Raw genomic sequence first — 21,298 nt, 5'->3', positions numbered from 1 at the left:
CACGAAGAAGCACGTCACTTCAATACCTAGCAGATCTTTCCACCTAATTTTTTCATCTCATCAGCAGAAAGTTTTTCGCCTTTGAATTCAGAAATAGTAACTCCACCATCGATGATTCCTTCATTAGAAGATAAGGATAGAGTAGCATTGCGCGCATTAAGAACTAAGCCATTGTCTAGAAATGCTAATTCTTTATCAGATGTATACATATCTAAACCCATGTTGTTTTTAACCTCAATTGAAAACTCTGGATCCGGATGATCTAATAACACCAGTTGAAAATTAGCACCGATAGTACAAGTTCCCCCTAATTTAGAATAACCATTTGAACCATCATTTAAAGCCAGCAAAACAACTTGTCCTGGCTTAATTTTCTTTTCTAAAACGTCTTTAGCACTATCTTTGATTTTTAATTCGAGATTCTTAGAATCAACCATATTTATTTTCCTCCGTCCTCTTTTACTAACTTAAATATAGCAGGTTAATTACCTTTTTCCCTAATAAAATGCTCAAAATCTTACTAATAGGAAGGACTAATGCGAAAAAAGCGTTGCGAACTTGCCGTAAAGAGTTCAAAATAGTAGTGTTGAATTAATTTTAAGAGGGGACCTTAATGACCGTCATCAAAAATATTGCTAAAGACCGTATTTTACAAATTACGGTTGTCATAACGATCATAAGCTTATTCTTCGCAAGACCGCGTATTGAAGATATTAACTTTCATACACTTTACTCAATTCTAGCAATGCTTACAATCATCCAAATTTTTTCCTACTTACACGTTTTGGATGTCTTAGCCTACAAACTAACTGCAAGCGCTAGGAGTACCCGAAGATTAACTGCAATCTTCACAATTTTGTCAATTATCTCTGCGATGTTTTTAACTAATGATATAACTGTTTTAACTCTTATACCGTTATATTTAACGATTGCTAGACGCCATCATTTACCTGAAATCTTGCCTGTCACCTTAATTGGGATGGGCGCAAACATTGGTGCTGCTTTTACACCATGGGGAAATCCTCATAATATATTTGTTGTTAACCGTTATAATGTTTCACCGATTAAGTTTTTTAGTTGGTCAATTCCATTATTACTAGTTAGTTTAATTATTGTTTTAGTGTTTATCTTTTTTGTTAAAGATAAGCCAATCCCTACTATGCCTTTAGAAGACATTAGAATCAGCATTCGACCAATGCTTTTAACGATTGCTGTTTCAATTTTCTTCTTCTTTGGTGTTTTCAATATTGTACCCGCATACGTCCCTGCAATTGTTGCAGTGATCCTTGCTCTTATTATTAATCCCTCTATTATGTTACATGTGGATTATGCTCTACTTCTAACTTTCACATGCTTTTTCATTTTTATTAGCGATATCCAGCAAATTCCATTTATTGTTACTTTAATTTCTAAGACAATGTTTTCTGAACATTCTGTATTCTTGACTTCTATTATTTCAAGTCAATTCATTTCTAACGTTCCTTCAACAATTTTAATTGGTAAATTTACCAACTTTGCGGAAGCCTTATTCCTTGGCTCAAATATTGGAGGATTTGGTTCAATCGTTGGTTCAATGGCCAATATGCTTGTTTTCAAGAGTTTTGTTGAAAACGGGACTGTTTCAAAGAGAAAATTTTTCTGGGTATTTTCAGTATTAGAATTTGCAGGTTTAATTATTCTGACAATTCTAGGTTGGATAGTTTTGGACTTTGTTATTTAAATATCATAAAAAAGCGCAAAATTGCGCTTTTTTTATATTCTAAACTTTCTTTATTTGGTACAATGTTCCTAACATTTTAACCATATTTTTATGATAATAGAAAGGATTTACTTCTATGACTTTAACATGGATTATTATTATCATTTTAATTTTACTGGTGGCCGTTTATATCGGAATCTACAATGGCTTACAAAAAGCTAAAGTTCATGCCGATGAAGCATGGAGTCAAATTGATGTTCAATTAAAACGTCGTAACGACCTAATTCCTAACTTAGTTGAAACAGTTAAGGGTTATGCCAAGCATGAAAGTGGCACTTTAGAAAAAGTAGTTGCCCTAAGGAATCAATTAGTAAATATTCCTACTTCTGATCACGAAGAAGCTATTAAGCTTTCTAACCAAATTACTGATTCGTTGAAGAGTATTTTTGCCCTAGCTGAAAATTACCCAGACCTAAAAGCAAATCAAAACTTCATGTCACTTCAAGAAGAACTTACAAACACCGAAAATAAGATCGCTTATTCACGTCAGTTATACAACTCAACTGTTGCTATGTTTAATGAGAAACTATTAACTTTCCCATCTAACTTAGTCGCTAAGATTCACGGATTTAAGAATATGGATTACCTTCAAACACCAACTGAAGAAAAGGCTGTTCCTAAAGTTAAATTCTAGGTTTATCAATGCTCTATCAACAAATAGCACGCAATAAGCGTAAAACAGCATTTTTGCTTGTTATATTCGTTATTATTCTAGCTCTTGTTGGTGGTGGGCTAGGATATTTGATTAACGGTGAACCGCTATCAGGAATTGTAATTGCCCTAATTGGTAGCCTAATTTATCTTTTTATTGTTCTTCAAAATCCGGGAAATTTAGTCATGAGTATGAATCATGGCCGAGAGATTCATGAAGAAGATGACCCAGAACTGTGGCATATTGTAGAAGATATGGCACTCGCTGGTCAGGTTCCAATGCCAAGAGTCTTTATTATCAACGATGAAAGTCCTAATGCCTTTGCGACTGGACGTGATCCTAAACACAGCTTCGTAGCTGTTACTACTGGATTAAGAAAGCGACTTAATCGAAGTGAATTAGAGGGCGTTCTTGGCCATGAGATTTCTCATATTCGAAATTATGACATTTTAGTATCTACAATTGGAGTTGCTTTAGCTGCTGTAATTTCATTTATCTCTAGTTTTGCCTCCCGTATTTGGTGGTGGGGCGGCAATTCTGACCGTGATGACGATGACTCTAGTCCTCTAGAAATAATTTTTAAAATAGTGGCCATTGTTTTCACACTAATTTTAGGACCTCTTGCTGCCGCACTAGCTCAGATGGCTCTCTCTCGTAATCGTGAATATTTAGCTGATGCAAGTTCGGTTGAGCTCACTAGAAATCCCCAAGGTTTGATTTCAGCTTTAGAAAAGATTTCAAATAGTGAACCGATGAAAGATCCAGATCCGTCAAGTGCTGGCTTATACATCGAAAATCCGCTGCACAAGCGGGGGTTGAGTTCACTATTTGATACTCATCCGCCTACAGCTGACAGAATTAAGAGATTAGAAAACATGTAATAAAAGGGATGCACATGCATCCCTTTTTACGTATCTATTATTTCAAATTGATATGAGCCTCTCTAAATAGTCTCTTTCTCATTTCTGCTGGAGTCATGCCATAATAATGCTTAAATTTCTTATAGAAAAACGATTTGCTTGAATATCCAATAGTTTCGATTATTTCTTTTAATGAAATATTTGGCTTGGCCAATAATCTTCTAGCTTCTTTCATCCGTCTTTCATCAACATGCTCAACAAAGCTTTTTCCCGTTTTTTCTTTTACCATTGTAGAAAAATAATTTCGATTAAAACCAAAGTATTTGGCAGCTTGCGCTAAACTAATATCATTATAGTGTTGGTCGATGTACTGATCTAACGTTTCATCCTTAAATGTGCTTTCTTTTACTTCGTTGGATTTAAAGTTTTGTTCACGCAAATTGCGCAAGATTATAATTTTAAGCAGCTCTAAGCCAATTGTTCCGTTAAAAGCGACATTATTAAGATAGTCTTGAATTATACCTTTCAAGTTTTGACTCCCCCACATCACAGAAGTAGTTGTAAATAAAAAGGCACGATCTTGATTTAACTTTTCTAAAAATAATGTACTCAATCTTTGTTCATTAGGTGTATTGGCATCTACCTGCTCTAATTGTTTTCGCCATGAAAAATCGTTATCTAGTTTAAATTTAACAATAATTGCATTTTTATCGCTAACTTTGATTGTATAGTCAGTGTCTTTTTCAATTAGCAAGATATTTCCTGCCTCCAAATAAAAAGTTTTATTATTAATTTCAACCTCACACTTACCCGCTAAGCAGTAAATTAATTGACTAGTATTAGATTGATATTCAGTAAAATCATAATGCACTTTTTCTAAATAAAGACTATACGGCAAAAGAAGGTTTTCAGTACGGATTTCTATTTCAGTACCTTGAGTATTTTGCATTAAACTTGATAAATAACTTTTTAATGTCGCTGTTGCCATCTCAACTGGTCCCCTTTGCTTTTACTCTATTTTAATTATAACCTTTTTACTATTTTTAATTGTCATTTCGGCTTATTAAGCGTAAGCTAAACCTAGAAATATAACTGGGGTGCCAGATGGCTGAGAATATACCCATTGAACCTGTTTGATTAACATCAGCGTAGGGAAAATGATTTATTTTTAGACTTTTATTTAGTCACCTCTTTGAGGTGGCTTTTTTTATTTTGGGAGGAAAAAATGAAGAAATTACATGTTCGAGATATTATCCTAATTGCTTTAATTGCTATTATTTTTGGCTTAATTTATTTAGCTAGTGACGGTCTTTATAACGTCTTGACTGCCCTCCTTACACCAGTTGGCTATGGAATGTTAGCCAATGATATTATGATGGGAATCTGGTGTATGGCAGGTCCTTTAGCAGGATTCTTAGTTCGACTTCCTGGAGCTGCTTTTCTAGGAGAATTTTTAGGTTCTTGCGTTGAACTACTTGCTGGAGAACAATGGGGCGCAGTAAATCTAATCTCTGGAGCTGTTCAAGGCCTAGGGTGTGAATTAGGTTTTACCTTTACTAGCTACCACCGCTACAATTGGTTCACGCTTTTCTTATCTGCTACAACGACAACAATTGTTACTTACCTGTACGACTTCATTAAGAACGGCTACAGCTACTTCTCAACTTTTAACATGATTTTCTACTTTGTAGTTCGTTGGCTTTCAATGCTTTTATTTACCTGCGTTTTAGTTAAATTAATCATTAATCTCTTGGTAAAAGCTCATGTCGTCCAAACAAATTAAACTTAATCAGCTATCTTTTCAATATCAAAATCAGCCAATTTTTAAAGATTTAAATTTGATTATAAATCAAGGCGATTTTGTTCTATTAACTGGTCCAACTGGTAGTGGCAAATCAACTCTATTAAAGCTTATCTCTGGTCTTGACCCGACTTTCAATGGCAAAATAACTGCCGGTTCTTTAAAACAGCCATTCACTAATTGGGGCATGGTGTTTCAAGATCCTAGTCGACAATTCACGATGGCGACTCCTCGAGAAGAGCTAATTTTTGCCTTAGAAAACAAACTAGTTGATCGTACTTCTGCTTTAAAGCGTATTAATTACGCAAGTACTAAAACTAATATTTCATCTTTATTAGACCAACCTTTTCTTCAGCTTTCGGGTGGTGAAAAGCAACGTGTTGCCTTAGCCGTCCTGATTGCCATGAAAAGCGACTTATTCTTATTAGATGAGCCTTTTGCTAATTGCGACTCTCACAATCGACAGTTTCTACTAACTTGCTTAGCTACACTTCACAAAGAAGGAAAAACGATTTTAATTAGTGACCATAATTTTTCTGGCTATGAAAAGCTAGCTTCTATGGTCTTGGCTATTAACGACAAAAATATTAAGACTATTACTTTGCCTGACAACACGCTAAAAAATCAAGCATTATCTTTCTCTCTTCCTGACTTAAAACAAAATCCAGTCTATTTCCTTAAATCATTCTCACTATCTTTTCCAAAAAAAAATCTAATTTCTCCAACTAATCTAAAAATCTATCCCGGAAGAGCCACTTTATTAACTGGAGAAAACGGAAGCGGTAAGACATCCTTATTTAAGGCTCTAACCAAAATTATTCCGTATCAAGGACAATTAATATTTGAAAGTAAAGACATCAAGAAATGGCATCGGAGGCCCTATCTAGCAAAAGTAGGACAAATTTTTCAAAATCCAGATGAACAATTCTTAAATGTTACAGTAAAGGAAGAATTAGACTTTAGCCTAAAGTACAATCGAAATCTTTCCTTAAATAAAATTAAGCTAGAACACCTACTAACTAAACTCAACTTGCAGAATTTAGACGAACAAGTTGTTTATTCTCTATCTGGAGGACAAAAAAGAAAGCTGCAAATTCTCGTGATGTTAATGGCTTATCCTGAGGTTTTACTTCTAGATGAACCATTTAGTGGTTTAGATCAAGAAAGCGTCTCAGCGGTCATTTATTTGCTTAAAAAGTACTTTCTAGATTCTAACCACACCTTACTTGTCATTAGCCACCAACTTGAGCAAGTTCAGCATCTCTGTGACTATCACTTAACTATCAAAGATCAGAAACTTTTCTACACTAAATAAAAAAGGTAAATAACATGAATCCCGGATTGAAACTATTTTTGATTTTAATTATTTCGCTTGAAATATCGCTTATTCCTAATTTGATCGCCAATATAATAATTATTGTAGCTAGTCTTAGCTATCTCGCATTTAAGCATCTAAGTCTTAAAAAACTACTCTTGATTTTTTTAATTCCATTATTTGCAGCTTTAGTGGTCTTTATTACAATCTATTACTTTACTCCCGGCCATAGCCTCTACCAAGCCAGCGTCTTATTTACGCGAATTTACGCTTATATATTTTTAGGAGCTACATTTACTGAAACCACCAGTGTCCTTGCGCTCGCTCGCTCATTAGAACAAAATTTCAAACTACCAAGTAAATTTACCTATGGAACTTTAGCCGCATTCAACGTAATTCCTAAAATCCATGCTGAAGTTAATCGTATTCGCTTAGTTGGGGACATGCGCCATTATCATCTCTCCTTTTATTCGCCAATATTATATTTTAAAGCAATTTTAGCAGCTATCTCTTGGTCAAATAGCCTAGCTGAAGGGATGATTTCACATGGATATCGTGAAGATAAAGCACGAAGCATCATCGTGCCAATTACTCTAACAAAAAAAGACTGGCTTATTTTTAGTAGTATTTTAATCCTACTTCAACCAATCTTATTCTTTATAAAATAATTATTTATGATAAGGGCTTCCGCTATTAATCATAAACGCACGGTAAATTTGTTCAACTAAAACTAAGCGCATTAATTGGTGCGGCATTGTAAATTTACCAAAACTAATTAAATCATCAGCTCGTTTATTTACTGCATCGCTTGTTCCTAAACTTCCCCCAATCACAAAGGTAATATCTGAATGTCCATAGGTAGTCAAGTCAGCTAGCTCCTTGGCAAAGTCTTCGCTAGTTCTTTCTTTGCCCTTAATTGCCGTCACATACACATATTCTTTATCTTTTATTTTATCTAGAATTCTTTTCCCCTCGATTTCTTTGACCTGTTCCATTTCAGCAGGACTTAGTTTTTCGGGGGCTTTTTCGTCGGGTACTTGAACTATTTTGATCTTCGCAAAACGACCCATTCTTTTGACGTATTCAGCAATTCCATCTTTAAAATACTTTTCTTTTAGTTTACCTACACAAACAATTTTGATATTCATTATAACTATCTAACCTTTCACGCATCTAGTTTTTAATTTTATCCCCTAATTGACATAGCGTCCACATCAGTTTTCCCCTAACTGTGGATTATTAAAAACTATATTTAGTGGTCAGACTAATTGATTATCAATAAATTGTGGTTTATAAAAAAGTGGATAACTTTTTTACTGAATTTATTCCACATTTTTATAAACACTACTATTTTTCCAAACTTTTTAGTCTATTCCTTACATAGTCAACTTGAACAGCCGTTCAGAACAGATAAATTTAAAATTTTATTTACACACAATTCACAGGTTTTCCACACAATTTATTTTTATTTTAACCGAGTTATGCACAATCCACAGAGTTTTCCACATTTTCCCACAATCTTATGGATAACTTTCAGTTCTTGACAGCATTAAAAGTCGAACTTTATTACGTTTCACACTTTAAATATTAAGAAAAAGCTATGATTACCGCTTACAAAACGCATAATCATAGCTTTTTTATCTCTATTTAATAATATTCACTTAACTTAAAGTAACCTTGATATCTTGTGACTTACCGTCTCTAACAACCTGAAGTGTTACTGTATCGCCAACTTTATGTGTATAAAGAGCAGTATGTAGTGAAACAACACTATCAACAGCTTTGCCATCAATCTTGGTGATTACATCATGTGACTTAATTCCTGCTTTATCTGCACTACCATTCTTAGTAACGCTAGCTACATAGACACCAGATTTAACGCTATCAGGTAAACCGAGCTTCTTACGACCATACTCTGTTAATTCATCAACTGATACAATTCTTATACCTAATTTTGGACGAGTAATTTTTCCATTCTTAACTAATTGATTAATAATAGAAACAACTTCATCACTTGGAATTGCAAATCCCATACCCTCAACAGCTGTACCGTCACTAGAAGAGGACAATTTCATTGAGTTAATCCCAATTACTTGCCCAGACATATTCACAAGTGGACCACCTGAGTTACCCGGATTAATAGCAGCATCAGTCTGGATAACTGTTGCCTGGTTAGTAACCTGGCCTGCAGAATTAGTTACATCAACAGTTCTATTCTTAGCTGAAATAATACCTTGAGTTACACTTGTAGCATATTCACTACCTAAAGGTGAACCTACAGCAATAACTTGCTGACCTGGCTCTAAATTCTTAGATGAGCCAAATTGCGCAGTCTGAGTAACATATTTTCCGTCAATGGTTAAAACAGCTAAGTCTGTTTCTGAATCAGTTCCTACTTTTTTAGCAGTTACTTTTTTACCATTGCTTAAGATGACTTGAATCTCATCACTTCCAGATACAACGTGGTTATTAGTTACAATGTAGCCTTTACCATTAGACTTCATGTAAATAACACCTGAGCCTTCACTATAAGTTTCCAAGTCAGATTTAGAGTTTTTCTTTGAAGAACTAGAACTATCAGAGCCAAAAATACCAAACGGATCACTACTTGAAGATGAACTTTGTCTCTTTAAGTTAACCACAGAAACAACTGATTTTTTTACAGTATTAAAGGCATTAGTCATCTGACTACTATTTTTACTGCTAGACTTTTCAACTTTTGTCGTTGGAACGATACTTGTTTGTGGTGCATTTTGTCCATTAACTTGAGATAAACCTGCATAAGCAACTCCGCCCCCAAGAAGTCCGGCAACCACTCCAACAATACCAGTTTTGATTAAAGCGTTATGTTTAGTAGGGTGCTTAGTATTATTTTCTGCCATAAAAATTTCTCCTTTTCTCTTCATTTCTAGCCTAATCACAAATTTTGAATTTTTTATGAATTCAAGTCAAATTATTTGCTAAAAATTTATATTTTCGTTAAAGAGCCAGCTTGCATTGGATTAGTATCAATAATCTTAACATCAGCTGGTAAATTTGCATCCCCAGCTACTAATAAGTCTTCAGCCGTCTCATGCGCCAAATACTGGGTATTATTATGTTGGCTGCGATGCGCTAAAAATATATGTTTAGTTTTTGGAGAAACCACATCAAGTAAGGTGTCTGCTGCTTGATCATTTGAAAGGTGTCCAACATCAGACATAATTCGTTGCTTTAATGACCAAGAATACGGACCATTTCTAAGCATCATATCGTCATAGTTAAATTCCATCAAATAACCATCTGCATCTTTTATTTCACCTTTAACAGTACTTGAAACATAACCAGTATCTGTTAAACACGCAAATCTTTTACCACCACTTGTAAAGACATAATATTGTGGCTGCGCTGCATCATGGCTCGTCGCAAAACTCGTCACGTCTAAATCACCAAAAGTCTTAGTTATACCAGATTCAAACGTATTAATTTGTTCAACAGGTAATTTTCCTATCTTATTACTTTCAATTAAATAATTCCAAGTACCTGAATTCGCATAAGCCGAAATTTTAGGATATCTTCTCATTAATACGCCTAATCCACCGGAATGGTCAGTATGATCGTGGCTGATAAATACCATATCAATATCTTTAATATCAACGCCTACTTGTGCCAGTAAATCTTTAGTCTTTTTTCCAGATAAACCTGCATCCATTAAGATTTTATGCTGCGGAGTCTCAATCAACGTAGAATTACCTGCTGAACCACTTGATAAAACCGATACTTTCAAATTTCTCTACTCCTTTGAATCATCAGCAGCAATATTATTTTGGATAATTGTCCCTGTAAATGCATTTACGCGTTTAAGGGTCATCGTATGCGAATTATTATTTTCAATCGCTGCCACCCAAGTAGGAATATAAATTTCGCTTTCTCGAACAGTGATCAACTTGGTATAAACTTGCTTTAACCAGATAATCTTGGAATTATTTGGTAATTCACTATAAGTATATAAGGAATTTACAGCAGCTTTTGAACTAATTGTATTTTGTCTTTCGCGTACCGGGTTCAAATTGCTAACATAGCGTTGCGAATAAGATACAATTTGATTATTTTTAACAATAATGTGCAATCGTGCAGTTGCAGCAAAAACTTCTCCATACTTTGTTTTCTGATTAAAGACATAATCATCCCCTTCAGATAGTTCTGAAAGATAGACATAATCTTTACCCTCATACACGTTTTGACTATTGTTTTTAAAGTGAATAATTTCTTTCAGGGCTTTTTTGGAATCTTTCGATAGAGCAATTGGTTTGCTCAAATTAACTGAAATACTATTTTCACTTGCATTAGTTTCTACTTGTTGATTTACCTGTGCTGCTGCTTTTTTTGTCCAAGAATTGTCCACTTTGGCAGCTAAATAATACCCATCCTCTTGCTTATCATTAACTTTAGGGATAGTAATCTGATCTGCGCTTGTTTCACTTTTAATATCAGTTTGAGCCGGAGTAGAGCCAGCAGACAAAAGCGTCGGCGTTTGCCAAAGTTCAATACCCAAAAAGATATTGATTCCAATAAATACGACTAAAAAAATCCATTCAATTCTCTTAAAGTCCATCTACTAGCCCCTCCTTTCCAGAATTCACAACTTGATTATTAATATTCAGCCATTCATCTAGAGTCTTCCACTGCTTATTAATTTTTACATAATAAGTTGGTTCTAGATCTACTAATTTTTTATTTTTACTATTATCAGATTTAGCCGTATAACCAATAACAATGCGCTCAATATCTTTTTGGTGGTATCCCTTTTGATATAATTCATCCATCGCTTCATTAGTCGGAATAAGCGTCTTCTTTTCTCCACTAGTTGGAATTGGAATCTGCAAGTCTAAGCTATTAAAGTTAATTGTCATTCCATTAGAAGCAAACTTAACTTGCGCCCGCATCTTATATTTTCCTGGCAAAAAGATCGGATATTCTTCAACATAATTTTGATAAATAACTGTATTATTATCAGCATCAAAGAACCTTAAATCTGGCTCGGATAATCCAATTTTACGAACAAAATATAAACTATCATTTAATTTTCGACTAATAGTCTTGGGAACCTGATCTTGTTGATAATCAATATATTCATAATTATGAGTATGCTTTGCGGCAATCAACCGCTCATATACTCCATTAGAATATGTAATGCTTTCTCCAGAACTATGCTGGGTAGGATTATTAGAGCCTAGCAAGCGATACACAAAGTATGAATCTGACTCTTCCTTAGTTAAATAGCTATACGTTGGTAAACTTAAATTCTTGTCATAGAAGGGCAAGTAATCATCATGAACTTTTTGAAGTGTAACTGGCATCTGTGTTTTAGCACTTTGAATATGTTCTACCAAATTGTCAAATGATACATCACTTAGACGAACTCGATAAATAGTATAGTTTTCGTCATTACCTAAATAGATATACTTACTGGATCGAGCGGGTACAAAAAAGCGATTAAATTCCCGACTATCAGCCTTTCTTACATTAGTTAAGAATAAGGAGATAGTTATCTGATCTGGATATGTCAACTGAACATAGTTAGGATTTTTTAATAACTTTTCATATTTACTTTGACTAGACCAAACTCTAATTGGCAATAATGGCTTAACTGATTGAGTTAATTTTGAAAACTCTAGCGGAAGATTATTTTTAGTATCGTAAACCTGATACATTTGCTTATCTTTAAAATAAAAAGTTTGAGTAGGCAAATAAATATCTCTTAAAGAACGTTGACCCAAATCTTTAGTTTGAGTTTGATTAGACGTCTCTTCAATTCTTGAAAATCGTGCATCAGAACCCCAAATAATAGCTGATAAGATAATTGATAAGACAACCATTACAATTAAACTAATTCGTAATGTAATTCTAGAAAACTTATCTTTAAACCTCATCCCAGTTTTCTCCCTCCTCGCTAATTGCTTCATATGGCAAAGAAATGTAGAAAGTTGAGCCAGCTCCTTCAGCACTATCTGCCCAAATTCGACCATGGTGTGCTTCTACTATTTCTTTAGAAATAGCCAGTCCTAGACCAGTTCCACCTTGTTTACGAGAACGTGCCTTATCAACACGATAAAATCTATCAAAGATTTTGTTTAAATCTTTTCTTGGAATTCCTAATCCTTGATCAGAAATACTTAAGATAACGTGCTTTTGAGCCTGCAATAAGCGAACTGTGATAACGCCACCGTCAGGTGAATACTTGATAGCATTGTTCATAATGTTGTCAATTACTTGCATCATCTTGTCCGTATCAATCTCAACCCATAAGGCTTGATGAGGAAATTCACGCTTAATCGTATATTTCTTTTTGTGCATCTTATCAGAATCAGACTTGAGCATCATATCAAACCGATTTAAAACGTGGTTAACAAAGTCATTTAAGTTAACCCATTCTAAATCCATCCTTGCTACTCCTCGATCCATTCTTGATAAGCTAAGCAAATCATTGATCATTCGAATCATTCGCTCAGTTTCATCTTGAATAACATGGAGAAATTGCGGTGCAATATTTGGATCTTTCCATGCTCCATCATTCAATGCTTCAACATATGCCCTTAAGCTTGTTAACGGTGTTCTAAGCTCATGTGAAACATTTGAAACGAATTGTTGCTGCTCACGTTCATTTTTTTGTTGTTGGGTAATATCATGAAGCACGCAAACTAAGCCAGAAACAAATCCTGTTACACGCTGGATCAGAGAAAAGTTAGCATGCAAAATCATTTCATCGCGCGTATTATCATTAACTCGAACAACTAATTCTTGCTGAGTACTTAATAAATCTTGGATAGTGACATCTTTTAGTCCAAGTAAATTAGTAATTGGCTTTCCAATAACGTCTTTTTCAGTTTTTCCTAAAAAATCAAGTGCCGTTTCATTAATAATCGTGATATTTCCATGTCTGTCTGTTGCAATAACGCCATCTGTCATGTGTGTTAAGACATTATCTAGCCGTCTTCGCTCACTATCTGAAATTTCTTGAGTTCTTTCAATTCTTACTGATAAAGTATTGAAGGCCTCAGCTAGTTGACCTAATTCATCTTGCGCATAAACTCGAACATGTCCAGAATAATCTCCATTTGCAACTCTTAATGCTTGTTTACGCATCTCCTCAATAGGTCTAGTTATTGCCCGGGAAATGACTAAGGCTACAATTGCTCCCAAAACAGCTGCAATCAGTGAAGCAATCAGAAAGTAAATTGATACCTGTCTTAAGTTATTAAAGACACCTTGTAAACTAGCGCGGACATAAATTGCTCCTACAGGAGTATTAGTTCCATTAGCAGAAGTCAAAGGTGAAATTTGCACCATATAATTTCCGTTGTCATTAATAACTTTTGAAACTTGCTTGCCATTTGAGAGTACGCTCTTGATATCTACATTACTAGTTCGCTGTCCAATCCGGTTTTGATCATTCACATTTGAAACAGCTCTAATTACTCCCTTATTGTCAACTACCATTAACTGGCTAATATCGCCTAAATTATAGTTTGAAATAATCTGGCTTAACTGTTGATTAGCCTTTTTAGAATTAGCCCTACTTAATTGACTAGAAATTTGGTTAGTAATAATATTGGGAACTTGAATTGATGATTCAAAATTTTGAATTGAATTTTGTTCGAGTTGCCTTGTAAAAGACGCACCAACCACTTCAATCGTTGCTAATAAGAGCAGCATAAAAATTACTGCGATTTTAAAATTGATAGAATTTAATACACTTTTTATTTTCTTCATTTGTCCTAATTGCAAAAAAAGCCACTATTACTAGTGACTTTGATCCTTATTCATCTGATGGGTTTTTAACGTAATATCCTACTCCACGCCGTGTAACTAAAATTGTTGGCGAACTCGGATTGTCTTCGATTTTTTCACGTAAACGTCTCACAGTTACGTCAACAGTTCTAACATCCCCGAAGTAATCATAGCCCCAAACGGTTTGCAGCAAATGTTCTCTAGTCATCACTTGACCCATATGCTGAGCTAAATAATGAAGTAATTCAAATTCACGATGCGTTAATTCAATTTTTTCGCCATTTTTTTCGACCATATAGGCCTCAGGCATAATTACTAAATTACTAATAGTAATATTCTTATCTTCATCATCTTCAGTAGCTTTTTGGGTTAAATCACGTCTACGTAGGTTTGCCTTTACTCTAGCAACTAGCTCTCGATTGGAGAAAGGCTTAGTAACATAGTCATCTGCCCCCATCTCAAGCCCTAATACCTTATCAATTTCAGTATCTTTAGCAGTTACCATAATAATTGGCATATCGTGAGTTTGACGTACTTCCCGTGCAACTTCTAAGCCATCTTTTTTAGGCAACATTAAATCTAGAATCATCAAGTCTGGATCATATTCATCAACTTTTTTTACCGCTTCTTCGCCGTCATAAGCAGTGTCGACATCAAAGCCTTCCTTAGTCAAGTTAAATTTAATAATGTCAGAAATTGGTTTTTCATCGTCAACGACTAAAATCTTTTTTGGCATAAATGATGCCTCCTCAATATTAATAACTATATTATACTGTTTTCCACACTTTTTTTAAACTTATGCAAAAAAAGCTTGCACTTTAGTTCTTTTCCTGGCATAATACTATTTGTTGGTTATCCAATTGGGTGGTTAGCTCAGCTGGCAGAGCAACGGACTCTTAATCCGTGGGTCCAGGGTTCGATCCCCTGACCACCCATATTTATAAGGCATCGCTGTGGCGATGTCTTTTTTGTTTTTGGCTCCTTGTATTTAAAAAAGGCAAAAAAGTTCTTGCATTTTTATTTTTTTTTGGCATAATAGTATCTGTTGGTTATCCAATTGGGTGGTTAGCTCAGCTGGCAGAGCAACGGACTCTTAATCCGTGGGTCCAGGGTTCGATCCCCTGACCACCCATATTTATAAGGCATCGCTGTGGCGATGTCTTTTTTTGTTTTTAAACTTCTTTTATAATTAATATCATGAATACTAAAACATCTCAACGTAATGTTATTTACTATAATTCTTTAACTGATGACATTGTCAAAAGTAAGCAACAAGATTTCACCCTACCTAGCAATTATCAAATCATTAAACGTACTCCTCTTAACTATTTAATGCGTTTTTTAGCTACTGGTTTTGCTTATCTTTTTACTTATGGCGTAATGCATGTTAAAGTAATAGGGAGAGATAAGTTATTTAAATATAAACATCAAAGCTATTTTGTCTATGGAAATCACACTCAAATGGTTAATGATGCCTTTATGCCTCTAACCCTCTTTGGCTGGAAAGATTATTATGCAATTGCTAATCAAGCAAACTGGGGAATTCCAATAATTGGAAAAATTCTCTTACCTTATGGAGGACTACCAGTTGGCAAAAATATTAAACAAGCAATTCATTTGCTTAAGGCAGTTAATACTCTAACTAAGGAAGATGCCCATATTATTATTTACCCAGAAGCACATGTCTGGCCTTACTATACTGATATTCGCCCATTTCCAGCAACTAGTTTTAATTTTCCAGTTCAAACGAATAAGCCAAGCTTTGTCATGACGACAACCTACCAGAAAAGAAAATTCAGCAAGCGACCTAGGATTACTGTCTATATTGATGGGCCTTTTTTCCCAGATACTTCTCTGCCTAAAAAATTACAGCAAAAAAAGCTACATGATCAAGTATTTACTCAATTAAAGGACCGTTCAAAAAAATTAAGCAACTATGAGTATTATCGCTACCAGCAGCGAAAAATCGGAGGATAAAAATGAACATTATGTTTTGCGGCGATTCTCATGCCGAAGATGGTATTTTAATTACAACACTATCTTTACTAAAAAACACATCAACTCCCCTACACTTTTACATTTTAACGATGCACGCAGAGGGATACACAGCTTTTAATCAGCAAGCATTTAGACTAATTAAAAAACTGCTGAAGGAAAAAGATCCTAACAATACTGCTGAATTAATCGATTGTACTGAATTATTTAAAAAAGAACCTCCACGAGCAAATATGGAAACACGCTTTACTCCATATGCAATGCTACGCCTTTTTGCGGATCAACTACCACAAATTCCTGATCGTATCTTATATTTAGATGATGATATTATTGTGCGTAAAGATATTAGCGACTTTTATAATCAAGATCTAACTAATATCGAGCTAGTTGGTGTTTTAGACTTCTGGGGTCGTTTCTTCTTTCATAATATCCATACTCATAAGCCATTTGATTACTTAAACTCAGGCGTCTTGCTTCTTAATATGTCTGAAATTAAAAAAACACAATTATTTGCCAAAGTTAGAGAAAAAATGAGTGATAAAAAAATGCTTCTCCCAGATCAGTCTGCTCTAAATAAACTTGCTACTGAGAAGAAAATTGCTCCGCGCTGCTACAATGAACAATATCGTTTACGACCCGATACTAAAATTCAACATTTTACAACTAGCTTTCGCTTTAAGCCATACTTCCATACTTTAACTGTTAAACCATGGGATATAGAGCGTGTGCACAGCGTCTTGAAATTACATGAATATGATGATTTACTTAAGCAGTATACAGAGCTTAGGTCACAATTAAAGCGGGCCTAGGAACTTTTAATATATAAGGAGTCTATTTTTGATGACTATACCTGTTTTTTATACAATTAGCGACAACTACACACCTTACGCAGCTGTTTCAATTCAGTCACTAATTGACCATGTTGATCCAAACAAGGACTATACCATTACTCTCTTAGTTCAAAACATTAGTGATATGCATAAGAAAGATTTGGAAGATCTTTCAACCAAAAATGTCCATGTTAATATTTTTCATATTGATGACGAAATGGTAGCTCCGATTCACAACAGTGAAGAGAATTACTTACGGGCACAATTTTTCACGATGTCTATTTTCTACCGTCTATTTATTCCTAACCTTTTTCCTCAATATGACAAGGCTGTTTATTTAGATGCTGATACTATTATTTGTACTGACATCGCTGAGCTTTACAACACCGAAATTGGTGATAACATGTTTGCCAGCGTACCAGATATGTCAATCAGATTTATTAAACCACTTCAAGTTTATATCAAGGAATGTCAAGGTATTTTTCCACCAGAAAAATATATTAATAACGGCGTTATTCTCTTCAATATGAAAGCCTTTAGAGATAAGAAATTTGTCGATAAATTCTATTCATTAATTGAAAAGTATCATTTCGATAATATCGATCCTGATCAAGCTTATATGAATGAGATTTGCGAAGATAAAATTTATCATTTACCACTTGAATGGGATGCAATGCCTAATGAACACATGGATGAAATTAAAAATCCTAAAATTGTTCATTATAATCTTTTCTTCAAGCCCTGGCATTTTGCAGATGTTCAATATGGCAAATACTTCTGGGATGTTGCTAAGAAGTCTCCATATTATGAAGAACTAAAAGCACAATTAGCTAGCTTTACCGATGAGGACCGTAAAAAAGCACGTACTGACCTTGATTGGATGATTAAAAAAGTTGACGAAATCAAAGATGAAGATGTAACTTGGGCAAAAGTTAAGAAAACAACATCTGTAAAGATATAAAGAGGACTAAAAATGACTATCCCTGTTTTTTATAGTATTAGTGATGATTTTACCAAGTATGCGGCTGTTTCGCTTAACTCCTTAGTTAAGAATGCTAGTCCGCAAAATGATTACACAGTTACTTTTTTAAACCAAGACCTGTCTGAGAAACACCAAAAGCAACTTGCAGCTTTTGCTAATGACTATGTACATGTTAAATTTTTCCATATCGATGAAAAATTAGTAAAACCGATCCAGAATCGTAAAGAAAACTACCTTCGAGCAGACTTTTTCACAATGTCTATTTTTTATCGTCTCTTTATTCCGGACCTATTTCCACAATATGATAAAGCAATTTACATCGATAGTGACACCGTCGTCGTTGATGACATTGCTAAGCTGTATAATAACGACTTAGATAATAAGCTATTCGCCGCTTGTACAGACTCATCGATTCAATATGTAGATAAAATGGTGAAATATATTAAAGAGGTTCTATCTCTCGATCCAAAGAAATATATCAATTCGGGGATGTTAGTCTTAAATTCTAAGGCTTTTAGGGATGAACACTTTATCGATCACTTTATGCATTTACTTGAACGATATCACTTTGATTGTATTGCTCCTGATCAAGACTACCTAAATGAGATTGGCGATGGAAGAATTTTGCATCTTGATCCACGCTGGGATGCAATGCCTAATGAAAATACCGAACCCATTTCTAAACCTGGGCTAATTCACTATAATTTGTTTTTCAAACCTTGGCACTTTAAAGATGTCCAATATAATGATTATTTCTGGAAATATGCCTCTAGCACACCTTTTTATGAGGAGTTAAAGGGAGAATTAGACAACTATACTGACCAAGAGCGAGCCGAAGACCGAGCAAAATTAGATCATATGCTTGAAAAAGAAGCTAGCACAGCACTTGATCCAAATAATTGGGCTCAAGTTAAAAGAAAAGGCGAAAGGGTTAAATTATGATTATTGGAGAAAATCGCGCAAAAGTTATCGAAAACATCAAAGCAGCTGTTAAAAAAGGAAAAATGCATGCAAAAGTCGAATTAGGCGATCCTATCCTAACTAAAAGCGAAAGAATCAAGCTGGTTAATGATTATTGGGAACAACAAAAAAAGTTTAGTCATAAACTAAAGAATATTATTGCCCAAGGCATTATTAATATTGATACTTTAATTTTGATGGCCCACACGCAAATCAAGAATAAACATCGTGCTCAAGGGCCTAAATATGGCGCAATTGTTACTAGTAATCACTTCAAACAAACTGATAGTCTTCCAATCAAAAAATTAGCCAACAAATGTCACAAAAAGCTTTATATTGTGATTGAAGATTCTAATTTAAAATTACCCGGTTTCTTTGGTTTCTTAATGAACAACATTAATGCAATTCCAATTGTTCAAAGCTACCAATATTTGGGGCGTGAATTTCCTAAACATTTGCAGCAAGTTTTTGATAAAAAGGGCTGGGTCTTGATCTATCCAGAACAAGAAATGTGGTATAACTATCGAAAGCCGCGTCCTCTTCAAAAAGGTGCCTACTACTACGCAGCTAAGGCCAACGTTCCAATTATTTCCTGTTTTGTAGAGATTCAGGATCTTCCTGAAATGGAGAAAAATAGTAGCGAGTTCCATAAAACTCGCTACATTCTTCACGTTTTGCCAACAATCTATCCAATTGACCGTCTAACAGTTGATCAAAACGCCAAAAGAATGCGTGATATTGATTATCTACAAAAGAAAAAAGCCTATGAAAAGGCATATGGCAAGAAATTAAGCTATAGTTTTGACGATGATGACATCGCAGGATATGTAAAAAAATAATTTTCTTAAGTCTATCTTAAAAAAGATAGGCTTTTTATTATGCCTATTAAATAACATTATAAGCCGTTATTTTTGGTTTACTCGATTCAGTGAGCCACAATATAGGTGGCTATAGTCAAAGCTCACGCACTTAATAATATATAACTTATCAAGCTAATAGTATTTTGTCAGAAAGAAGAGAGATACGATGTCAAACGATAGACAAAAGGTGGTCAGTAAAGGCTACAAATACTTTATGGTATTTCTCTGCATGTTAACTCAAGCTGTTCCATATGGAATCGCTCAATTAATTCAACCTTTATTTGTTCACCCTCTAGTTAATACTTTTCATTTTACATTAGCTTCTTACACATTAATTTTTACTTTTGGGGCTGTCGTAGGGTCTTTAGTTTCACCATTAGTTGGTAAGGCTTTACAAAAAGTAAACTTTAAAATTTTATATCTGATTGGTATTTGTCTTTCAGCTGGAGCATATGTAATTTTTGGAATTAGCACAAAGTTACCTGGCTTTTATTTAGCTGGAATTATTTGTATGGTTGGTTCAACCTTTTATTCTGGTCAAGGTGTTCCATGGATTATCAACCACTGGTTTCCGTTTAAAGGACGCGGCGTTGCTTTAGGTTTAGCATTCTGCGGTGGCTCGATTGGTGATATTTTCCTCCAACCTATTACCCAGGAAATTTTAAAGCATTTCATGACCGGTAATACTAAAACTGGTCACTTAACTTCCATGGCACCTTTCTTTATCTTTGCTATTGCTTTGCTAATAGTTGGATTGATTATTACGGCTTTTATTAGAGTACCAAAGAAAGATGAAATCTTAGCTTCTGCTCAAGAAGTTGAGCAAAACCGGCACGAAGCTGCTCAAAAGCAAGCACATGAATTTCAAGGCTGGAGCGGTAAACAAGTTCTACATATGAAATGGTTCTGGATTTTTAGTATTGGATTTTTAATTATCGGCTTAGGCTTGGCCTCGTTAAACGAAGACTATGCGGCCTTCCTTGATACTAAATTATCCTTAACTGAAGTCGGAATGATTGGCTCGGTATTTGGACTCGCTGGTATCATCGGAAATATTTCTGGAGGTTATTTATTTGATAAGTTCGGCACAGCAAAATCAATGGCATATGCAGGAATAATGTTAATTATAGCTATCCTAATGATGATCTTTATTAGCCTCCATCCTTATGGCGATCGCGTTAATTTCTACGCTGGTATGGGTTGGGCCTTTACAAGTGGTCTATCTGTCTTTAGCTATATGTCTGGTCCCGCATTTATGTCAAAAAGCTTATTTGGTGCAAAAGCCCAAGGTGTTAACTTAGGTTACATTAGCCTGGCATATGCTGTTGGTTTTGCAATTGGCGCCCCATTATTTGGCGTCATAAAAGGCGCTACCAGTTTTACAACTGCTTGGTGCTGCACTACTTTCTTTGTAGCAATTGGTTTTATATTATTAATTTTTGCAGCTATTAAAATTAAGCAAATGCAAAAAAATATTGTCGTCAGCAAACCAAATATTATTTTAGATAAGTAAT

The 21,298-nt window shown here is 34.6% G+C and carries 21 protein-coding genes, 2 tRNA genes and 1 riboswitch; of the genes, 14 read left to right on the top strand and 9 right to left on the bottom strand.

Features of this window, described 5'->3' with window-relative positions; all coding sequences use genetic code 11:
* Positions 1-26 precede the first annotated feature (26 nt).
* Positions 27-437, bottom strand: coding sequence for an iron-sulfur cluster biosynthesis family protein (locus LpgJCM5343_RS00390; RefSeq protein WP_101890896.1), 411 nt, complete (start codon positions 435-437; stop codon positions 27-29).
* 176 nt (positions 438-613) lie between these two features.
* Here LpgJCM5343_RS00390 and LpgJCM5343_RS00385 point away from each other — a divergent pair, with 176 nt between their 5' ends.
* The 3 genes from LpgJCM5343_RS00385 to htpX all read left to right on the top strand — a co-directional run bounded on the left by LpgJCM5343_RS00385 (position 614) and on the right by htpX (position 3,292).
* The gene (locus LpgJCM5343_RS00385) at positions 614-1,720 is read left to right on the top strand and encodes an SLC13 family permease (RefSeq protein WP_101890895.1); all 1,107 of its coding nucleotides are present in this window, start codon (positions 614-616) and stop codon (positions 1,718-1,720) included.
* Between the two features lie 115 nt (positions 1,721-1,835).
* Positions 1,836-2,393 (top strand): LemA family protein, encoded by a 558-nt coding sequence (locus tag LpgJCM5343_RS00380; protein ID WP_003657159.1) that lies wholly within the window; start codon positions 1,836-1,838, stop codon positions 2,391-2,393.
* A gap of 8 nt (positions 2,394-2,401) precedes the next feature.
* On the top strand, positions 2,402-3,292 hold the full coding sequence (gene htpX / locus LpgJCM5343_RS00375) for a zinc metalloprotease HtpX (RefSeq protein ID WP_003649670.1): 891 nt from the start codon (positions 2,402-2,404) through the stop codon (positions 3,290-3,292).
* 37 nt (positions 3,293-3,329) lie between these two features.
* Here the strand turns inward: htpX and LpgJCM5343_RS00370 are convergent, their stop codons facing one another.
* On the bottom strand, positions 3,330-4,259 hold the full coding sequence (locus tag LpgJCM5343_RS00370) for an AraC family transcriptional regulator (RefSeq protein ID WP_101890894.1): 930 nt from the start codon (positions 4,257-4,259) through the stop codon (positions 3,330-3,332).
* Between the two features lie 95 nt (positions 4,260-4,354).
* Positions 4,355-4,444: riboswitch (TPP riboswitch) on the top strand.
* Positions 4,445-4,496: 52 nt separating this feature from the next.
* Between LpgJCM5343_RS00370 and LpgJCM5343_RS00365 the strand changes: the two genes are divergently transcribed.
* The 3 genes from LpgJCM5343_RS00365 to LpgJCM5343_RS00355 are packed head-to-tail and all read left to right on the top strand — an operon-like array spanning position 4,497 to position 7,055.
* Complete coding sequence (locus tag LpgJCM5343_RS00365; protein WP_020806668.1) at positions 4,497-5,054, top strand: ECF transporter S component; 558 nt, start codon at positions 4,497-4,499, stop codon at positions 5,052-5,054.
* On the top strand, positions 5,035-6,387 hold the full coding sequence (locus LpgJCM5343_RS00360) for an ABC transporter ATP-binding protein (protein WP_101890893.1): 1,353 nt from the start codon (positions 5,035-5,037) through the stop codon (positions 6,385-6,387). The genes LpgJCM5343_RS00365 and LpgJCM5343_RS00360 overlap by 20 nt, the downstream gene beginning before the upstream one ends.
* A gap of 14 nt (positions 6,388-6,401) precedes the next feature.
* The gene (locus LpgJCM5343_RS00355; protein ID WP_020806670.1) at positions 6,402-7,055 is read left to right on the top strand and encodes an energy-coupling factor transporter transmembrane component T family protein; all 654 of its coding nucleotides are present in this window, start codon (positions 6,402-6,404) and stop codon (positions 7,053-7,055) included.
* Here LpgJCM5343_RS00355 and rlmH read toward each other — a convergent pair whose 3' ends face one another.
* From rlmH to yycF, 7 genes are all read right to left on the bottom strand, one after another.
* A complete protein-coding gene (gene rlmH, locus LpgJCM5343_RS00350; RefSeq protein WP_003649675.1) occupies positions 7,056-7,535 on the bottom strand; it encodes a 23S rRNA (pseudouridine(1915)-N(3))-methyltransferase RlmH in 480 nt (159 codons plus the stop codon).
* A 513-nt stretch (positions 7,536-8,048) separates the two neighbouring features.
* Complete coding sequence (locus tag LpgJCM5343_RS00345) at positions 8,049-9,269, bottom strand: S1C family serine protease (RefSeq protein WP_035423080.1); 1,221 nt, start codon at positions 9,267-9,269, stop codon at positions 8,049-8,051.
* A gap of 86 nt (positions 9,270-9,355) precedes the next feature.
* Entirely contained in the window at positions 9,356-10,153 is a 798-nt protein-coding gene (locus tag LpgJCM5343_RS00340; RefSeq protein ID WP_003657166.1) for an MBL fold metallo-hydrolase, read from the bottom strand.
* A 6-nt stretch (positions 10,154-10,159) separates the two neighbouring features.
* On the bottom strand, positions 10,160-10,981 hold the full coding sequence (locus LpgJCM5343_RS00335; protein WP_003657167.1) for a two-component system regulatory protein YycI: 822 nt from the start codon (positions 10,979-10,981) through the stop codon (positions 10,160-10,162).
* Positions 10,971-12,299 (bottom strand): YycH family regulatory protein, encoded by a 1,329-nt coding sequence (locus tag LpgJCM5343_RS00330; protein ID WP_049161855.1) that lies wholly within the window; start codon positions 12,297-12,299, stop codon positions 10,971-10,973. The genes LpgJCM5343_RS00335 and LpgJCM5343_RS00330 overlap by 11 nt, the downstream gene beginning before the upstream one ends.
* Positions 12,289-14,139: a cell wall metabolism sensor histidine kinase WalK gene (gene walK, locus LpgJCM5343_RS00325; RefSeq protein WP_003649680.1), complete on the bottom strand. Its 1,851-nt coding sequence runs from the start codon at positions 14,137-14,139 to the stop codon at positions 12,289-12,291. The genes LpgJCM5343_RS00330 and walK overlap by 11 nt, the downstream gene beginning before the upstream one ends.
* 46 nt (positions 14,140-14,185) lie before the next feature.
* Complete coding sequence (gene yycF / locus LpgJCM5343_RS00320) at positions 14,186-14,893, bottom strand: response regulator YycF (RefSeq protein ID WP_003649681.1); 708 nt, start codon at positions 14,891-14,893, stop codon at positions 14,186-14,188.
* Between the two features lie 126 nt (positions 14,894-15,019).
* On the opposite strand from yycF, the gene LpgJCM5343_RS00315 reads away from it, so the two are divergent.
* The 8 genes from LpgJCM5343_RS00315 (at position 15,020) to LpgJCM5343_RS00280 (ending at position 21,297) form a co-directional block, all read left to right on the top strand.
* Positions 15,020-15,092, top strand: a tRNA-Lys gene (locus tag LpgJCM5343_RS00315).
* A gap of 124 nt (positions 15,093-15,216) precedes the next feature.
* Positions 15,217-15,289, top strand: a tRNA-Lys gene (locus tag LpgJCM5343_RS00310).
* Between the two features lie 65 nt (positions 15,290-15,354).
* Positions 15,355-16,134 (top strand): lysophospholipid acyltransferase family protein, encoded by a 780-nt coding sequence (locus tag LpgJCM5343_RS00305; RefSeq protein WP_077959313.1) that lies wholly within the window; start codon positions 15,355-15,357, stop codon positions 16,132-16,134.
* Positions 16,135-16,136: 2 nt separating this feature from the next.
* Positions 16,137-16,961 carry a glycosyltransferase family 8 protein gene (locus LpgJCM5343_RS00300; protein ID WP_003649683.1) on the top strand — a complete coding sequence of 275 codons (825 nt, stop codon included), beginning with the start codon at positions 16,137-16,139 and terminating at the stop codon, positions 16,959-16,961.
* Positions 16,962-16,992: 31 nt separating this feature from the next.
* The gene (locus LpgJCM5343_RS00295; RefSeq protein WP_174705291.1) at positions 16,993-17,943 is read left to right on the top strand and encodes a glycosyltransferase family 8 protein; all 951 of its coding nucleotides are present in this window, start codon (positions 16,993-16,995) and stop codon (positions 17,941-17,943) included.
* Between the two features lie 12 nt (positions 17,944-17,955).
* On the top strand, positions 17,956-18,906 hold the full coding sequence (locus LpgJCM5343_RS00290) for a glycosyltransferase family 8 protein (protein WP_003649685.1): 951 nt from the start codon (positions 17,956-17,958) through the stop codon (positions 18,904-18,906).
* Positions 18,903-19,763 (top strand): lysophospholipid acyltransferase family protein, encoded by an 861-nt coding sequence (locus LpgJCM5343_RS00285; RefSeq protein WP_003657418.1) that lies wholly within the window; start codon positions 18,903-18,905, stop codon positions 19,761-19,763. The genes LpgJCM5343_RS00290 and LpgJCM5343_RS00285 overlap by 4 nt, the downstream gene beginning before the upstream one ends.
* A 187-nt stretch (positions 19,764-19,950) precedes the next feature.
* Positions 19,951-21,297 (top strand): conjugated bile salt MFS transporter, encoded by a 1,347-nt coding sequence (locus LpgJCM5343_RS00280; protein ID WP_101890891.1) that lies wholly within the window; start codon positions 19,951-19,953, stop codon positions 21,295-21,297.
* Position 21,298: the final 1 nt, after the last annotated feature.

Source organism: Lactobacillus paragasseri (assembly GCF_003584685.1).
Taxonomy (GTDB): Bacteria; Bacillota; Bacilli; order Lactobacillales; family Lactobacillaceae; genus Lactobacillus; species Lactobacillus paragasseri.
This window is presented reverse-complemented; position numbering and strand designations above follow the sequence as displayed.

What these genes read in the sequence shown, in the direction of transcription:
- LpgJCM5343_RS00390 (WP_101890896.1), bottom strand. Translation starts at nt 437, where the DNA reads ATGGTTGATTCTAAGAATCTCGAATTAAAAATCAAAGATAGTGCTAAA.
- LpgJCM5343_RS00385 (WP_101890895.1), top strand. Translation starts at nt 614, where the DNA reads ATGACCGTCATCAAAAATATTGCTAAAGACCGTATTTTACAAATTACG.
- LpgJCM5343_RS00380 (WP_003657159.1), top strand. Translation starts at nt 1,836, where the DNA reads ATGACTTTAACATGGATTATTATTATCATTTTAATTTTACTGGTGGCC.
- htpX (WP_003649670.1), top strand. Translation starts at nt 2,402, where the DNA reads ATGCTCTATCAACAAATAGCACGCAATAAGCGTAAAACAGCATTTTTG.
- LpgJCM5343_RS00370 (WP_101890894.1), bottom strand. Translation starts at nt 4,259, where the DNA reads ATGGCAACAGCGACATTAAAAAGTTATTTATCAAGTTTAATGCAAAAT.
- LpgJCM5343_RS00365 (WP_020806668.1), top strand. Translation starts at nt 4,497, where the DNA reads ATGAAGAAATTACATGTTCGAGATATTATCCTAATTGCTTTAATTGCT.
- LpgJCM5343_RS00360 (WP_101890893.1), top strand. Translation starts at nt 5,035, where the DNA reads ATGTCGTCCAAACAAATTAAACTTAATCAGCTATCTTTTCAATATCAA.
- LpgJCM5343_RS00355 (WP_020806670.1), top strand. Translation starts at nt 6,402, where the DNA reads ATGAATCCCGGATTGAAACTATTTTTGATTTTAATTATTTCGCTTGAA.
- rlmH (WP_003649675.1), bottom strand. Translation starts at nt 7,535, where the DNA reads ATGAATATCAAAATTGTTTGTGTAGGTAAACTAAAAGAAAAGTATTTT.
- LpgJCM5343_RS00345 (WP_035423080.1), bottom strand. Translation starts at nt 9,269, where the DNA reads ATGGCAGAAAATAATACTAAGCACCCTACTAAACATAACGCTTTAATC.
- LpgJCM5343_RS00335 (WP_003657167.1), bottom strand. Translation starts at nt 10,981, where the DNA reads ATGGACTTTAAGAGAATTGAATGGATTTTTTTAGTCGTATTTATTGGA.
- LpgJCM5343_RS00330 (WP_049161855.1), bottom strand. Translation starts at nt 12,299, where the DNA reads ATGAGGTTTAAAGATAAGTTTTCTAGAATTACATTACGAATTAGTTTA.
- walK (WP_003649680.1), bottom strand. Translation starts at nt 14,139, where the DNA reads ATGAAGAAAATAAAAAGTGTATTAAATTCTATCAATTTTAAAATCGCA.
- yycF (WP_003649681.1), bottom strand. Translation starts at nt 14,893, where the DNA reads ATGCCAAAAAAGATTTTAGTCGTTGACGATGAAAAACCAATTTCTGAC.
- LpgJCM5343_RS00305 (WP_077959313.1), top strand. Translation starts at nt 15,355, where the DNA reads ATGAATACTAAAACATCTCAACGTAATGTTATTTACTATAATTCTTTA.
- LpgJCM5343_RS00300 (WP_003649683.1), top strand. Translation starts at nt 16,137, where the DNA reads ATGAACATTATGTTTTGCGGCGATTCTCATGCCGAAGATGGTATTTTA.
- LpgJCM5343_RS00295 (WP_174705291.1), top strand. Translation starts at nt 16,993, where the DNA reads ATGACTATACCTGTTTTTTATACAATTAGCGACAACTACACACCTTAC.
- LpgJCM5343_RS00290 (WP_003649685.1), top strand. Translation starts at nt 17,956, where the DNA reads ATGACTATCCCTGTTTTTTATAGTATTAGTGATGATTTTACCAAGTAT.
- LpgJCM5343_RS00285 (WP_003657418.1), top strand. Translation starts at nt 18,903, where the DNA reads ATGATTATTGGAGAAAATCGCGCAAAAGTTATCGAAAACATCAAAGCA.
- LpgJCM5343_RS00280 (WP_101890891.1), top strand. Translation starts at nt 19,951, where the DNA reads ATGTCAAACGATAGACAAAAGGTGGTCAGTAAAGGCTACAAATACTTT.